The 15,760-nt window shown below is 61.9% G+C and carries 11 protein-coding genes and 2 pseudogenes; 7 read left to right on the top strand and 6 right to left on the bottom strand.

What is annotated here, in order from left to right:
* Window positions 1-768: 768 nt before the first annotated feature.
* Entirely contained in the window at window positions 769-1,098 is a 330-nt protein-coding gene (locus tag ACFVJ3_RS40725; protein WP_378457459.1) for a hypothetical protein, read from the bottom strand.
* Between the two features lie 411 nt (window positions 1,099-1,509).
* Entirely contained in the window at window positions 1,510-2,430 is a 921-nt protein-coding gene (locus tag ACFVJ3_RS40720) for a ParA family protein (RefSeq protein WP_378457458.1), read from the bottom strand.
* Between the two features lie 1,753 nt (window positions 2,431-4,183).
* On the opposite strand from ACFVJ3_RS40720, the gene ACFVJ3_RS40715 reads away from it, so the two are divergent.
* Both ACFVJ3_RS40715 and ACFVJ3_RS40710 read left to right on the top strand, forming a co-directional pair.
* Window positions 4,184-5,242: an integrase gene (locus tag ACFVJ3_RS40715; RefSeq protein ID WP_378457457.1), complete on the top strand. Its 1,059-nt coding sequence runs from the start codon at window positions 4,184-4,186 to the stop codon at window positions 5,240-5,242.
* A 226-nt stretch (window positions 5,243-5,468) separates the two neighbouring features.
* Window positions 5,469-6,578, top strand: coding sequence for a hypothetical protein (locus tag ACFVJ3_RS40710; protein ID WP_378457456.1), 1,110 nt, complete (start codon window positions 5,469-5,471; stop codon window positions 6,576-6,578).
* A 282-nt stretch (window positions 6,579-6,860) separates the two neighbouring features.
* Here ACFVJ3_RS40710 and ACFVJ3_RS40705 read toward each other — a convergent pair whose 3' ends face one another.
* Complete coding sequence (locus tag ACFVJ3_RS40705; RefSeq protein WP_378457455.1) at window positions 6,861-7,367, bottom strand: helicase associated domain-containing protein; 507 nt, start codon at window positions 7,365-7,367, stop codon at window positions 6,861-6,863.
* 685 nt (window positions 7,368-8,052) lie between these two features.
* Here ACFVJ3_RS40705 and ACFVJ3_RS40700 point away from each other — a divergent pair.
* Entirely contained in the window at window positions 8,053-8,394 is a 342-nt protein-coding gene (locus ACFVJ3_RS40700) for an Lsr2 family protein (protein WP_378457454.1), read from the top strand.
* 80 nt (window positions 8,395-8,474) lie between these two features.
* Here ACFVJ3_RS40700 and mihF read toward each other — a convergent pair whose 3' ends face one another.
* Window positions 8,475-8,792, bottom strand: a complete 318-nt coding sequence (gene mihF / locus ACFVJ3_RS40695; protein ID WP_378457453.1) for an integration host factor, actinobacterial type — start codon at window positions 8,790-8,792, stop codon at window positions 8,475-8,477.
* Between the two features lie 1,468 nt (window positions 8,793-10,260).
* Between mihF and ACFVJ3_RS40690 the strand changes: the two are divergent.
* Window positions 10,261-11,331, top strand: a pseudogene (locus ACFVJ3_RS40690) (YhcG family protein).
* A 430-nt stretch (window positions 11,332-11,761) separates the two neighbouring features.
* Here the strand turns inward: ACFVJ3_RS40690 and ACFVJ3_RS40685 are convergent.
* A complete protein-coding gene (locus ACFVJ3_RS40685; protein ID WP_378457452.1) occupies window positions 11,762-12,406 on the bottom strand; it encodes a ScbR family autoregulator-binding transcription factor in 645 nt (214 codons plus the stop codon).
* 662 nt (window positions 12,407-13,068) lie between these two features.
* Between ACFVJ3_RS40685 and ACFVJ3_RS40680 the strand changes: the two genes are divergently transcribed.
* Together ACFVJ3_RS40680 and ACFVJ3_RS40675 are read left to right on the top strand one after the other, a co-directional pair.
* Window positions 13,069-13,194, top strand: a complete 126-nt coding sequence (locus ACFVJ3_RS40680) for a hypothetical protein (protein ID WP_378457451.1) — start codon at window positions 13,069-13,071, stop codon at window positions 13,192-13,194.
* 446 nt (window positions 13,195-13,640) lie between these two features.
* Window positions 13,641-14,096 (top strand): TIGR03618 family F420-dependent PPOX class oxidoreductase, encoded by a 456-nt coding sequence (locus tag ACFVJ3_RS40675; protein ID WP_378457450.1) that lies wholly within the window; start codon window positions 13,641-13,643, stop codon window positions 14,094-14,096.
* 687 nt (window positions 14,097-14,783) lie between these two features.
* Here ACFVJ3_RS40675 and ACFVJ3_RS40670 read toward each other — a convergent pair.
* Complete coding sequence (locus ACFVJ3_RS40670; protein ID WP_378457449.1) at window positions 14,784-14,933, bottom strand: hypothetical protein; 150 nt, start codon at window positions 14,931-14,933, stop codon at window positions 14,784-14,786.
* 537 nt (window positions 14,934-15,470) lie between these two features.
* Between ACFVJ3_RS40670 and ACFVJ3_RS40665 the strand changes: the two are divergent.
* Window positions 15,471-15,760 (top strand): annotated as a pseudogene (locus ACFVJ3_RS40665) (HNH endonuclease); the annotation flags it as partial.

The raw sequence follows: 15,760 nt of genomic DNA, 5'->3' as shown, positions 1-15,760 counted from the left end.
ATGATCTGCACGCGCTCGCCCGGGCCGCCGTACGCCTGGTGCGTCGCAAGACCGGGCGGCCGTACTCGCTTATGCAGTTCACACAGGAGGCGTTCGCAGCGCAGCTGAGAGTGATTGCGGAGACCTACAACGACGGTCGCGCGATCGAGCCAGACGCTGAGCCGCTGGAGCCCGGTAAGGCGGTGTGACGCAGGGCGGCGGAATGGAGACCTCAAGGGCAGGCTGAAGGGTGTCACAGGGGTCGGCGCCATCGCGCGGCGATGCAGGTGGGCTGTCCGTTTCGAGTTGATCGAGTCGTCGGTCAATTGTGTGATGGACGACGGAAGCGGCGCCACAGTCCACGGCATGCGTAGGCGGTTGCAGCACTGCCGCCGAACATCAGAATGATCAGAAAAGAGATCCCCGTAGCCGTCGTGGTGCCGTGGCCACTGACCCAATTCCAGCCCATCGAGAGACCGGGCACCAGTGCTGCGAGTCCGAACATGAGTAGCACGACGAGACCCACGATCGTGTCTCGGGAGAACCTTGTTTCGGCCACCGCGTCACCATATCGGGGCAGGGGTCCGCAGTGCCGACCCTTCTCCCGGGGAGTCCTGCCGGCGATTTGGTCCGACGGGCTTGGGACACCACCGCCACTACGTTGAGGTGGCGAGGGTCAGGGGGCGCCGCGCACAGGGTCCGCTCTCCATGGTCTTCACGACTGGACTCCCCCTCCCCTCCCCTCCCCCGGTTCCCCTCGCCCCGCTCCGGTCGTCGACTCGCGCGTGTTCAGGCGCTGTTGTCGGTCTCAGTCTGGTCTGACATCCAGATACAGGCGGAGCGCGTGTTCGACCAGCGCGCTTCGGCTACCCGCGGACCACTCTTCAACGAGAGCATCGAGTGTTGCGGTATCGGAGGCGATGATCCCGGCAAGAGGAACGCGAGCCTGAATCTCGCTGTGTCGTCGGCGGCGCGGTTGCGCACCGGCTTCACGCCGCTTGAATAGTCCAGCGCTTGCGTGAGGTTCTGAGGTGCTCCAGTGGTGTTGAAGTTCGCCGGCATGCGTTTCAACGGCATCGAGAACCACTTGCCCGTATGGACGAGCCGTTGCGCGGTCACGTTGTCTTTCCTCGAGCGTGAGTTGGCGTAGTGCTGTGTACACCGCGGGGGGAAGATAGACCTCAGGAGGGGCGGTCCGGACCGGCGCAAGGCTGCTGTCGCTGCGTGGTTTGGGCTTCCGGCGGGGCGCGACAACCGCCTTCGAAGCCTCAGACTGCGGTTGGGGGGCTTCAGGTTCAGCGTTCCCCACTTCCGGTGACGAGTCGTCCGAGTCGGGAGGATCGGGCGACACTACGGGTGACGGTTCCGGTACCGTCTGAACTGCCTCACCTTCTGGGTCGTCCGGTGAGGGCGGGGATTGCGGGGCAGGCGTCTCGTCGACCGTTTCGGCGACAATGCTCAGCGTGGGGAGCAAGTCGTCGAGATCGCCAAGAGCTCCGGGATCGAATGCGGCCTTCCGGCGTCGTGCACTCACGCCACTCCCCCGGAAACTTCGTCCTTCTCCGCCGACGCCAACCGGCTGAGAACTTCTCGGGTAAGGGATTGGTAGTCACTCGCAAGACCGGATGGGTCTCGGGACCACAATCGCTCACCGAGGCGCTTCTTGTCGCGCAGCCGCTGGATCCGATTTTTCAGCTGATCCTCCGCGGCGGTGACCAGTTCTGCGGGGGTCAGGTGACGGATCCGGAGATCAACGGCGGCTGCACGATCGGACCGAATAAAGGTCTCGAACGGCGCAGCGCCGCTACCTTCGAGCAGGTCCTCAACCTGCTCGAAGACCTCACGGTTCCGCGCTGTCGCGCGTGGGTTCGCATCAAAGAGAACGACGCCGAGAAGTTGGATGAGGGAACCGTTCTCACGTGCTCGAAGGTAGCGGGCTGCGAGGAGCTCCACTCCCGACAGGCTTGCGTCGTCGTCCTTTGTCGGTACCAAGAGGTACCGCGCTGTACCCAGCAGCGCATCGAGCAGCGGAGCGTCTCCGGGGCCCGAGTCGATCAGAATCAGGTCGTAGTGTTCGACTGACTGCAATTCGGTGAGGGTGGATACCAGATTGCCGCGCAGATCCATACCTGATTGGGCTGCGGTGGCCGCGATCGCGCCGATGACCGCGAGTGCTGGTCCCCCGGGGATGAGATCGAGGTTCGGTCGGACCTCTCGGGTGGGTTCGAGCGGATGCGCGTACTGAAGGGCCATGCTGAGGCCCTTCCCGCGGTCTCCCTCGACTCCGAGATCCGAGGATGTGACATTTGCCTGCTGGTCCGCGTCTACGACGAGTACCCGGCGTCCGGCCGCTGAGACCATGCCTGCCACAGCTGCGACGATCGAGCTCTTGCCGACACCTCCCTTTTGATTGGCGATGAGCACACTGCGCGAGGGCTGCGTTGGTGACATGCCTAGCAGGGTACGGCTGGCTGGTCAGCTAGATGGCCAACGACACGCCCTTGCCTATGGGCGTGCCACAAGTCATGAGTGTCGCCGTTGATAGGGCCTTTAACCAGGTCTGATTAGGAGTCGTGGGAAAGGTTGTGCAATAGGTCTTGTTCTAGGCCGTATGCACTGTTGTTTGAACGGGCCTTAGACACCGTCTTGTAATAGATCGGAATGATGATCGTGCACAAGGCCTATTCGAGGGTAATTTATCAGGGCATGGCCGAGGTGGTTGAGATGGTGATTACACAGGTCATCACCTAGGGCACTGAGACGATCCGGGTACCGGTGATGTTTACGGTGTTGGATAAGGACGTAGCTAAGGCCATATGTAGTGCCGTAGACATACAGGCAGGTCAGACCCCTAATTAGATATCCAACTAGGCGCAGTGAACGTCACAGGGTGTTCCCGTTCCGCGTCCTCTATTGGGTGACTCTGCGCGGTGGGGGAGTGGACTCTGCTCGCTCTGCAGAGAGTGTTCGGGTCCACGGTGAGTCGCTCGGTGTCAAGTGGTGGCGTAGGGGGTATCTGGTCTTCCGGACGGCAGGCAATGGTGGCCTGACGCGTTCGGTACTGTGCTGAGGTGTCAAACTCCCTGTTCAGATGGGTGAAGTTGCGTTCGTCTGCTGCAGACTCGGGTCTGGGGGAGGGGTTGTGTGCCGGCTGGGACGACGTCCCTCGGTGCGCAATCGCGCGCGCGAGCGGCGCGCGATTGGCATCTATGTTCGACTCCTGGAATGGCTTCCACGATCACCTCTCATAAGGCCATATGTAAGGCCATACGACAGGTCGTATTTATGACCTTTTGTAAGCTGCTGTTAGTGCGACCACGGGCGATGCATGCCGCCTAGAAAAAGGGGTGGAATCCGCTCATGTTTGGGGTGGCGCTCAGAACCAACCAGCATCATGTCCGCCTACATCCACACTCCTTCCCGTGTTACGTCACGTGACGTACTGCGGGAAGGGGTTGATCTGCAGCATTCGAGAACACAGACCTTTCGTAGTCGAGCCGAACAGCGACTTCTAGCAGGCCTCGATGCACCGAACCAAAAGATCGTCTCAGGGCACTCGCCACGCCATAATCGACGAGGGCAAGGCATCGGTGCAATAGCGCACCCAGCCGGTGACCACGCGATGCCGGCAAATCGGGAACCTTCGCACAGGTCGTGCTGACCGCAGCCACAGCGTCTGATGGCACAAACCACCTGGTCAAAACGTTTCGGTGTGATGTGCTGCAGCGGGTTCTACGTCCGTCTGGCCCTCGGTGAGCGACAAGCACCCTGCGAGAACGGCGGAGGAAAGGAACCACAGCGAGTCACTTCCGCAATTTGTTACTCGACCCACGCTAAAAGACGCTCTGAACTCGATGTGAGAAAGAGTCCGCAGGTCAGGGACCATCATCAGAGTATAGGCACCACCGCAGCAATGAAAGTTGCGATCGACTCCTTGCGAGGAGTGGCCCACGATTGTCTCCATTGTCGGCGTAAGAATCGGGGGCGGTCGGGTGTCGGTGGGGGAGCGGTGTCCCCCTCAGTCACGACCGCGGTGATGCACCGTGCATCACCGCGCATCTGGCAACGGCGACCTCCGTGACCGCGGCAGTGCCATCGCGACGCAGCGTAGCGGATCCACGAAATCGACACATACGCCTGGAATGATGTGCACGTGAGCAATCACGAAGCGTCGTGCCCTACAAGCCCGAGGTCCGTGGGGGCAATGCCTACCGCTCCGTCCGGCGGCGACGCGACAGGTTCGTTGCCGGGTGTTGACGATCTACTCGTCGCCGACCTCGACCGACTGCAATCTGCCAGCACCGCGCGAAACTACCGGCAGGACTGGGTTAGGTTCGCGAGTTGGGGTGCGCCCCGTGAAATTTCATTGATGCCCACCGACCCTCATGCTGTCGCCGACTATGTGCGTGAGAGCGCGGAGACGCGGTCCGTCGTGGGCGATCGGATGTACTCCATTGCGACATTGAGTCGGTGGGTGGCGTCCATCAACTATTGGCACCGCGCATCTGGATTGCCCCTGCCCGGTCGGTCGCCGTGTGTCAAAGATGCGCTCGCGAACGCGCGACGGGCATACAAGCAGAACGGTGACCGCCCAACCAAACGGGCGCACCCACTTCGTATCGGCGAGCTCGAAGGAATTGTCGGCGCGAGTCGTCGCGACGCAACGACATGGGCCAAGCGTGCGCGGGAGCGCCGCGACAGCGCACTATTGTTAGTGGGGTTCGCCGGGGCACTTCGGCGCTGCGAGCTGTCAGTACTTACCATTGCCGATGTTGCCCAGTGCCGCGACGGCGATCTACACGTCCAGCGTCCAGGGCCGCATGAGGGTCCGGTCGAGGGCTCGATCACGCATGTCCAGTCATCGCGGGATCACACGATGTGCGCTCCCTGCGCCTACCGGCGCTGGCTCGAGGTAGTTTCGGCCGTCGACGGCTTGGGTCGTCCCGGTGTGATTCGGCTGCTCCACCAACACGAGGAATTCGAAGGCCACGTCTGCCTTTCTGAAGCGCCGGTCGTCGATGACCCGGCATTACCGGTATTCCGTGCCATCCGCGCGAACGGCAACATCAACTCGGTCGCGCTCTCGGGCGCCGCAATCCACGCCGCGATTCGGCGGCGCGCAGCCCTTGCAGGCCATCCCCACGAGTTTGTCGAACGGGTCGGGGGAGAGTCGTTGCGCGCCGGCGCCGCTGCAGACCGCCTGGACAACGACGCGCAGCGTGACCGATCTTTGTGCCGTACGGCTAGTGTCGCGAGAGCGTAAGAACAGTTGGGCGCCGGGCCCGATCACGCTATTGGGAGCAAAGGTGACAGAGGGCGGGCCTTTGGTGAGCGTGCGGTTGCAGTTCTTCGTTCGTCCCGCGACCGTCAAGGGACGATGCCGAACGAATGTGCGGAGCGGGCAGTTCGCCGGCTCGGCGCGAGAACTCCCGGGGCGACACATGGCGCGGGTACGTGATCGGCGGCATCGTATTGCATAACCTCATACTGTGATCATCGCCCAGACGGAAATCAAAGGCGTGCAGGATGTTTCCGCGCTGTTTCCCCGGCACGGTCAGGGCGCACAGTACCGACACGACTGGGCTCTGTTCGCTGATTGGTGTACAGCGCTTGAGGCGTCGGCACTTCCCGCTGGTCCATTTGCCCTCGCGAGGTTCCTTGGCGAGCATCCGGCGGCTCAGTCCACCCAGCGGCGGCGTGTTGCAGCGATCAATTGGGTGCACAACGCCAGTGGGTACCCCGCGCCTGGGTCTGCTCGAGTGATCCGTCAAGCTCTGTCCGCACGTGCAGGTAAACGCGACGATCTCTCTCGCTCCGCACGCGGGGTGCTGTTGACGCTGCCAACTGTCGGTTGGCCACAAGGACTGTTTGGTCGAAGGGATGCGCTCATCCTGGTTCTCAACTGCATTGTCGGGATATCCGCGACTGAGGTGGGGAACCTTCAACGGAGCGACGTCACGTATGACGGGAAGATTGTGACCGTCGGTGGCGGACACGCTTTGGAGCTGCACCCATTAGCGGACAACCCTCAGTGTTGCCCCGTCGCGATCTACCTGAGATGGGCACGCCTTCAGGCGTTCTTCGATCGCTACCCCTCGAACCGAGTGCTCGCTCGAAGTCTTGCCAGTGCTCACGAGATTGCCGCTGACATGGTGGAGTCCTACGGGAAGCTGCCGGGTCTGCGAGAGGGTCACGACGGGCCCCTGCTGCCGAGCTTCGATCAGTGGGGACATTTCGCCGCACTCCGACGCGATCGCCGAGGGATTTCCGGCAAGTCGGTCACGGCGATCGTTACTGCGCATCTGACGGGAGCTGCCTCGGCGAGTCATACCCGCTCCGATCCGACGGACAGACCTGCCGACGTCGAGGTGGAAGAGGAGGGGTCCTCGTCTTGTGTCGACGGCTCCGAGAACGGGATGGACTGCACATCGCTCGGCCCGGACACACTTGCCGAGCAGTATGAGGCGGCTATCGCTCGGAAGTATGCGGATGTCCGGGCATTGGGAGACCTCGCCGAGGCGTTCGAGGATATCGATCGGAAGGCCGACGCGATCCTAAGTCGCACCGAGGAACTGCTCGCTCAGATGGGCATGGCGTAGTCACAGGCGGTGCGACCACCGGGAATGAACAAGACCCTGTCCCAGGGAGAGAACGAGGAACAGTGCCCTCCGCCGAGAGGGCTGAGTGTGGGTGAGGACTTCCACCATGTAATACGGTCGTACGTATTGTGAGCGTGGGTACGTCCCACCGACTGTGCCGACGGATGGCTACGACGATTCCGACCCCGGACTTCCGAAGACCTCCGCCATGGGCAATTCATCAAAGACGCGGAGACCACTCTCCATCGCTCAGGCGGAGGGTCTGTTGGTCGGGATCGGTTTTCACGCTGCGGTTCTTGGTCCGCGTGGGCGGGGACCAGGAGAAACTCCAAGTGCTGCGAGTGGGCCACGCTCTTCGTCGGGTAGCGCGTCTGCTCTCCACTTCTTCACTGCCCGGTAGAGCCACTGACCTACCTGCTCGCCTTCAGAGTTGACATAGTTCGCGGGAACGAGTGCATTGCCGTGCTGCTCACGGTAAGCAGCGATCTCGGCCAGCATCTGACGTCGCTTGCTGTCGGTGCGGGTGACCGCGGGTAGTGGGGAATTGTCTTCGCTCCATACGAAGCCGATTGAATCGAGTTGGTGAATGCGCTCTGCCGGAAGGGTGCCGAGCATTCGCGCGACGCGCTGCCGGTACTGCCAGCGACCGAGTTGGAAGCCACATTCAGTTACGTAGTTCTCGGGTATCGCTGTGTGAGGATGTTGTTGCCGGAATGCTGAGTACAGCTCCAGCGCCGAGGCTGCGGACCGGCGAGTACGCATCGAGATCAGTCCTTCTGTGGAATCCATATATTTGTAAAGTACATAGCTTCTTCTTCAACGATGTCAACCACATTGACCGCGTGTCATGAAAATCACCCGGATCGCGGTGAAGCGACCGCCGGACTGGCACCGAGTATCTGTCCACCTCGGACTGCTCGATCGTGTCATTTTCGCAATCGTCTTCGGCGAGAGGGCCGTCGACATTCCCTGCATTCGCATCGGCGGGAACTGGAACTCTCTCCCCAATTCGGGCTCCTGTTGAGCTGTGTGGGGATCCGAGGGACCTGCTCGATAGCCGCGCGTTGGTGCTCCTCGCAGTTTCCAAAGCTCCGAGCCCGCCGACAAAATGATTTCTGGCTTACGGGGATTTATTGTCGCGCTGAGTGTTCAGGCCGCGGGGGTTCAGGGGTACCAGCTGGCGGTGGGCGGTCGTGGTTGAAGGTGCAACGGATTGCCCGCGAACCTCCACCCATGAGAGGTCGTGCAGTCGACGGGATGCGGCTTGGATTTCTAGTGTTTCCAGTGAGACGAGCGCTCGTCGTGAGCCGGGATCTACGACCGGATGGTCGCGCCCGGCCTCCGAGGAGTGGGCACCGATCGTGCTCAACCAACTGGAATCAGCGATGTCCTGTTCGAAACCTGTCGCGGATTGGCAGGCGAACATTACTTCGCAGTAGTGTTCCCCGGGTTATCGACGTGAAGGAGTGGAACTGTGGCGCGCAAAATTGTTGTCGAACGCATCGACGACATCGACGGAACTCCGATCAAGGACGGCGAAGGGGAGACCATCGCGTTCTCTGTGGACGGTGTCGACTACGAGATCGACCTGAAGGGCAAGAACGCCAGGGAATTCCACAGCACTCTTACCTACTACATCGAGCATGCAACTCGCGTCGGCGGTCGGAAGCGTCGGTCGACTCCTGCGGTGGATCCGTCGCAGGGGCGTGCGCGGGCAAAGGAAATTCGGGAATGGGCGACCACCGAGGGCTATGAGCTGTCCACGCGTGGACGTATCCCCGCTCAGGTCGAGGAAGCGTACAGCGCGGCTCACTGAGTCCACGCCGTCACGCGAGGTGAAAAACGGCCTCCGGCCAGCTCCTTTCGAGTTGGCCGGAGGCTGTAGCAGTTCCAATGTCAGGAGGTGGACGAGGCGTCGATCAGTGCCTGGCGCTGGTTGGCTCCGAGTCCGCCGATTCTACGGGTCTCGGCGATCGACAGTTCCTCGAGGAGTTTCGCGGCCTTCACTGATCCGACGCCGGGGAGCGCCTTGAGTAGTGCCGAGACCTTCGTCTTCTTCACTATTTCGTCCGTTTCGGCCTTGGTGAGCACCGCTTCGACGCTGAGGTCTCCAGCTTTCACTGCTGAGAGGAGTTCGCTACGCGCTTTGCGGGCTTCGGCGGCCTTCGCCAGTGCCTCGGCGCGTTGTTCCGGTGTTAAGACAGGCAGTGCCATGATGGTGCTCCTTGTTGCGTTGTTCGGCCAGATCGTCTGGCTGTCCCTCGCCATCGTGCCAGGTGGAACGGACATGTCCGCGACCTGATCGCTGAGGAACGACCTCCGGATGGCTGTTCTTACGACTACGGATGTGTCCGACAGTGTGCCTGATCAATATGTCGTCTGGGTGTCTCGCTAGCGATGAGCGTTGTCGATTCAGAGCAAAGACGTCCTTGCATCTGGGTGATCAATGATCGCCGATCGTATCCTTGCTTCAGGTGGAAGCTGTTGCGGTGGAGATGAACGCTGCGGATTTCGGTGGCGCTTCCAAGATGGGGATCATGGTAATGAAGCCGCTGACTCGATAATTCGAGGAGCGTGAGCCGGGGTGGCGTGATGCACCCTGTGCGTGCCAGCGAAGTAGGTGTCGGAAAAAAATCGCTCAGTTTCGAGGTGCACGCCGGATCGATTGCGCAAATGGTGTTCGGTGGTGGCCTACGCGTCGGTGCGGCATGATTCGCCATGGTCAGTCATAGTCGTATGACGAAATCACAGTCGGTGGAGGTGAGTGATGGATCCGTTCGAGTTCGTCGCTCATATTCCCTGTCCGCACTGTCGTGTAGGGATTGGTGAGCGGTGCGTCACCAAGGATGGGTACGTGCGGAAGATCCCCTGCCTTCATCGCGTAAAACTCGCAAAATGGCCTGATACGGAAGAACTTCCAGATCACCGATCGGATTCGGACCGTGATGACGGCGAGCAGGGGGACTCCCGCGACGAGTGAAGGTGCGCCATCGACTCCCCCGCGGAGATTGTCGGGACGAACAGCAGAAGTGTCGAATCCCGCTGGTGCAGAGGACCCTCGACTTCTCGCCGCGACAGGCCAACAATGCTGCTTGATCTTCCGACTGGCTTAGCGCGGACCTCCTACCTTAGTGAAGCGGGCGGAACTGGCCACAAAGTTCGGGATGCCTCGGTACAGGTATGGCGCCCTACGAAGGCGGCTTGCGGGTCGATCATGGTCCTGCCGACTTCTCCCGGTGCGGTAGACCGACCGTCAGTCTCTGCCGGCGATGACCGAATGTGGCGCGGTGGGGATTGTCGCTGGTGAGCAGGGTGGGGTCAGGGGGTGCTAAAAGCGATGTTTGGGGATGCAGAGGGGCTAGCCGGAAGACATCGATTAGTTCTGCCGCCCGGCGGGGTTTGATTCGGCGGAGACGGATGGTTGTCGGACCTGAATGAAGGGATCGGAATCATCGGTTCGTCGTTCCGGCGTCGCGTGGCGATACGGCGGTGGCTGGGCACCACTGGCTTACCTCCAGAGCGCCGAGATTGTTGCCGGTGGGAATGTGAATGTGCAGGCGGCGAGACATCGCTGCTTATCGCCCCGGATCTCGATCACCCCGGATCTCGATCGCCCCGGGGTGACGCGCCGCGGGTGCGGGCGCCGTGCTGACTTCGCCACCATCTGCGGGAAGATGGCTCGGTGAGCGATTCTGGACTGCTACCCGACGATTACCGTGACTTCCTCGAGCATCTCAAGTCTCAGGTCCGCCAGGCCCGAATCCGGGCGTCGCGGCTGGTCGACACTGAACTGCTCCTGTTGTACTGGGACATCGGCCGGGCCATCCTCGACCGCCAGGCCGCCGAGGGGTGGGGCAGCAAGGTCATCGACCGGCTCGCGGTGGATCTGCGATCCGAGTTTCCGGAGATGAGAGGATTCTCGCGGAGCAACCTGCACTACATGCGGAAGGTTGCCGCGGAGTGGCCGCGGAGCGCATTTGTCCAGCAGTCTGTTGGACAACTTCCGTGGGGCCACGTGCTGCTGCTGATCGACCGACTCGATGACCAGGCCAACCGGGACTGGTATGCGACCGCGGCGTTCGAGCACGGCTGGTCCCGCAACGTCCTGATGCATCAGATCCGCAACCGACTCGACCAGCGAATCGGCGCGGCGCCTTCGAACTTCACCGAGCACCTTCCGCCGGCGACTCTGACCTCGCGCAGCAACTGGTGCGCGACCCGTACGTGTTCGATTTCCTGGACCTCACTGATCGGGTTGCCGAGCGAGAGCTCGAGGCGGCGCTGATGGTTCGGCTGGAGCGGTTTCTGCTTGAGCTCGGGCACGGCTTCGCGTTCGTCGGCAGGCAGTACCACTTCGACGTACGGCGACGATTTCTACATAGACTTGCTGTTCTTCAATTGGGTGCAGTCCCGCTTCGTTGTTGTCGAGCTCAAGATTGGCCGGTTCGAACCCGAGTACGTGGGGAAGCTTGGCTTCTACGTGTCCTGGGTTGACGACAACCTGCGCGACCACGACCAGCATGCTCCGACCATCGGGCTTTTGCTGTGTGCGGGCTGCAATGACAACGTCGTGCGTTACTCCTTGGCCGGGACCACCGCGCCCTTGGCGGTGGCCGACTACATGTATGACACTCTGCCCGCGCCGGTCCGCGAGCTTGTTCCGACCGACGATGAACTCGCGTCTGCCGTGGGCGAGACCCTGACCGACTTGAAGGAAAGTCGTTCATCACGAGGTGACGCCGAGGCCACCTAAAAACACGGTGCAGACTGCGACGGAATGTTGGTGACCTCGCGGGGCCCGGCCGAGGGGGACCTGAGGTCGGGTCGCTTTATACTTCCTGTCCTTGACTCTGAGTCGGTGCCAGCGCGTTGAGAGGAAAGGCGTCGGGCATGCACAGGCGTGGCGGACGTGAGGTCGGCTCTCGATGCGCTGCAACACTTCGAACGCTCATATGTCCAGTGACCGGATGCGACGCGGCGGGCGTTCGTGTGCCCCGATCGAAGGTGGACGCTATTTGCCGCGAGCACCGGCGGCCCTCAGTGGTTGCCGCTCCGTCGCCTCTCGACAAGTAGACGCTCGCAGCGACGATTCAATGTGGCACCCGTGGGTATGTCCGGCACCGTCGACTCGTTCAACGGAGTCGGAGGTAAGGTTCCGGGTCCGCGCCGGGAGAGGCGACGCGCTAGGAGGATACGAGGTACGAGGACAGTCGGCGAGCGGCGAACTGGGAGAAGTAGTCGACTTTCGCGTCGTCGACTAGTCCGGGCAGGAAAACCTTCCATGCGGTGGTCATACGCTCAGGCAGTTCCCTCAGTGTGTCGGTTGCGACCGCCAGTAGGCGCGTGCCGAAGGTTATCTCCAGCAGCAGGCGACCCGCCTCGTCCGGATTTGTGTCAGCGCGGAAGTCGCCTTCTTCGACTGCCCTTGCCGCCAGTGCCTGGTAGGTCGAGGTCCATTGATCGAAGACCACGTGCCCGGTGCCCCGGAAGTCGCCCATCTCATTGAGAAGGCGGAATGCGGCCAACATCAGGTTGTCATTGTTGGACGGATCGATCATCACATACGAGATTCCGATCAACGCTTCCAGTGCTGGTGTGCGGGAGTCGAATTGTTGAGAGCATGCCGCATCGAGGCGTGCGCAGCCTTCGTCAATGACCGCCCGCGCCAACTGCTCTTTCGAGCTGAAGTGGAAGTACAGCGAACCCTTCGTCACCCCGGATTCGGAGATGATCTCTTGTAGGCCCGCGTTCACGTAACCCATACGGTTGAACACCTCAGCCGCGGCGACCAACACAATCTGCCGCGTAGCGATCGCGCGCTTCTGCAAGGCGCCCCCTTCTGCAGCCGATACTGATGTCGTATCAAAACCTACAGGTCGGTATTAGTTATGAGAACTTGGACGAATGTCCTATTTTGCTGCGCATGGAGTCCCTGGAAAAGCCGGAGTTCTGTGGCCGCCGCGGGAAGTTCCTCGGGAGGATGTCTGGGCCGCAGATTGGCGACCAAATTGACGTCCATCGACTGCGTCACACTTTCTGACTATTGGTGACCGCTGTCATACGATTACCCGGCACAAGCCCACTGTCCACGCGACGTGGGCGGGTGTATTTGACCCCGCCAGCCAAACCCCCAGTGGCTGGCGGGGTTCTCCAATTCTTGGTGTTCCGACTGCTCTGAATCGACGCCATCACTGGGAAGCCACTGTCCGCGCCGGCGGATGGGCGAACTTGCATCACTGCACCGACGTTCGTACTGAACATCCTCGACGTAGCGGAACAGTCCGCACGGGCGATGCCCGTCGCCCGAAAGGGGTGGCGGGCGATCCAGAGGGCTTTCAGTCTCGACGCGACTAGAGGAATTGATATGCCGAAGTCCGACCACCGGGTTGCCCAGCTGAACCGCTCGATTGAGTCGCGGCTGACCAAGTACGAGAGCACGAGGCGTCACCTGCCCGAGGTTGCAGCGTACGTAAGGGTGCAGAGGACGCTCATGGCAGATCACCAGCCCGAGGGCGGACGGTGGGGAGCCTTGTGCCTTGCCGACCATGACCCGACGACGCCGTGGCCCTGCGACGGCGTACAGAAGTTCGACAGTCCTACCGCCTACTTCGACTGAATGCAGGTCGGATAGACCCAGGCTCCGTCGGCAAGCCGACCGGCGATCAGGTCGGAAATGGCTGCAGGAGCCGCCTGTGTGCGGTGTCTGGCCGAGTCCATGGATTCCCTATGAGATTCCCTGTCATCGGATAAGGAATTGACCACCGGTACGGGTCCTTGTGGCACCGGTTACCGAAGGGCTGGGCTGGCCTTAGGCGTCTTCGAGCAGAACCTTGGCGAAGCTGCCAGTGACTTGGATTCTCGGCGCCCGTGGCTCTTTCGTTTCGCTGTTCGCCAACCGGTGGTGGACAGCAAGCTCGTCGGGTCCGTGCTCGGGGCTTCTCCGAACTTTCACGTCTTGGTCGCAGCGGATGGCTCATACTGGGCAGAAGAGCGACTCGAAACTCGTCCCGCACACCGGGGCCGGGGTCAAGTCGCCGACAGTATGGAATCGGAGGCCAACCGGTGATTACGCTTCAGAACGCTTTCGAGCTTGCCCGCGCGGAGCAGGGCTTGGCTGTCGTTGCGACGCTGCGTACCGACGCGACCATCCAGTCAAGCGTTGTCAACACCGGCGTGCTCGCACATCCTGTCACGAGCGAGAGCGTGTTGGCGTTCGTCGCGCACGGCAAGGTCAAGCTGGCCAATCTGCGGGCCCGACCCCAGGTGACGACGACATTTCGCAGCGGATGGCAGTGGGTCACCGTCGAGGGTCGTGCCGAGCTCGCTGGCCCGGACGATCCTCAGCCATGGCTGGACTCCGAGCGGTTGCGGTTGCTGTTGCGTAAGATCTTCGTCGCGGCGGGCGGAAGCCATGACAACTGGACGGAATTCGACCGTGTGATGGCCGCCGACCGCCGCGCCGCTGTGCTCGTCCGGCCCGACCGGATTTACAGCAATCCGTCCCCAGCGAGTGCATGACCAGCAGTGCCGGGAGTACGCAACGTGAGCGGCTGAACCCGTTCTGTCGCACCAGATGATGCGATCACAAACCATTGACCGAGTGAAACGGCTCCTTCCGCAACCCTTTCTGTGCTCATGACGAGGCCAGGATCCCGTCCGTGATGGTGCCCGCGCACGATCTTGTGTCGTCAGGACCACCTGGTCGACACGTGATGGTGTGGTTGCCGGGGCAAGGAATTTCGCGAAACGGGCGAGGACAGCCGCGTCAACCCTGAACGTGACGCTGCCCGCCCAGGCAGGACCTGGTCGTAGACGAGTGACTAGGGCGGCGTGCAGTGCTATGCACCTATCCTGCAACGTTTTCGAGGACTCTCGCATATCAGCAGTGGGAGGGGGAGCAATGGAGCGCAGTGGAGATCGGAACCGACCGATTACGCAGTGTTCGTCACTCTCGAACCAATCGCCGACCTAATGCGGCAGGCTCGAAATGGCATGAGTGCCAAGGGCCTAAGTGGGCGGTGATTGATCGGGTGGGCCGTGATAACCGCGGCTGGTTCCTCAACTCGCAGTGCCGAGCCTACCGTTGTGATGGTGGTCGCGGAGCCGCCTGCAGAGCGGCGGTACCGCCGATCGCCGCGGTCGATGGCGGCACGAGTAGTGGCACGTTGACGCTCACCCGACCCGCGTTGTCGGCGGCCGAACGTGTCAGCGCGTGACCGCGCGGCGGGTGGGCCTGCGATCGTCGGCGAACATGGCCTCGATCCTCGACTTGATCTCCGCGGTGCTCATGGTGCCGCTGCGCCGGGGCGTCTGCCGTCCGGTGAGGGAGGTCGAGGTGGTCGAGGTTGTCGCCATGTGTCCTGCTTTCGTCGTTGTTGATATGTGTGCCTCGCGGTCACGTCTGTGATCTGGTTCACATTGCGACCGACTATGTTGTACACCACAGGTCCGCTAGGTGCCACTCGGCCTGGTTGTCCCGGCTGCAGCCAGATACCCAGTGGGCCCGGTGGCCTCGGCTGCGGCAGAGGATGCGATAACGCGGTCCCGCTCCATCGATCGTTGCCGCCTGTCGGGCACCGCGATCGACCACTCGGGCCATCCCGATGTGGCCGAGTCGAGGTAGATACGGGACCTGGAATGACTCGAACACCAAATGGGGTGAGGTTAGCGATGGGGCTGATCGCGCGCTCAAGTCGTTTAGGCGTGAGATCCGGCGGTGTGCTCGCCTAGGAAACTGCCAGCGGGAACCGGGAATGGTGGTAGCGGCCTCACCGTGGCTTCGCCGAAAATCGTCGCCCGAGACACACTCCGTCGGACGCGCCATCAGGATTGTCGGAGGCGCACGCAATACTTGTGTCCACTCAGTCACACAGGTAACAGGAGAACAGGCATATGCGCCATCGCCCCAGGTCCGCTCTCTTCGCATTGGGTGCGGTCACCGTGCTCGGTCTGACGGGGTGCTCGGCGATCGCCGATGCCGATCCGGGCACCGGGTCGCTCGGGGGAGCGCCGGCCGCCCCGGCCCCGGTATTCGATGCGGCGCCGGCGTTGGCGAAGCTCGACACCCTCGCGGTGAAGGGACGTGCACCGAAGACCGGCTACACACGAGAACAGTTCGGCCCGTCGTGGTCCGACGACAACGGCGTCGAGGGCGGCCACAACGGGTGCGACACCCGCAACGA

This window comes from Rhodococcus sp. NPDC127593, assembly GCF_042671975.1.
Taxonomy (GTDB): Bacteria; Actinomycetota; Actinomycetes; order Mycobacteriales; family Mycobacteriaceae; genus Rhodococcus_F.
This window is presented reverse-complemented; position numbering and strand designations above follow the sequence as displayed.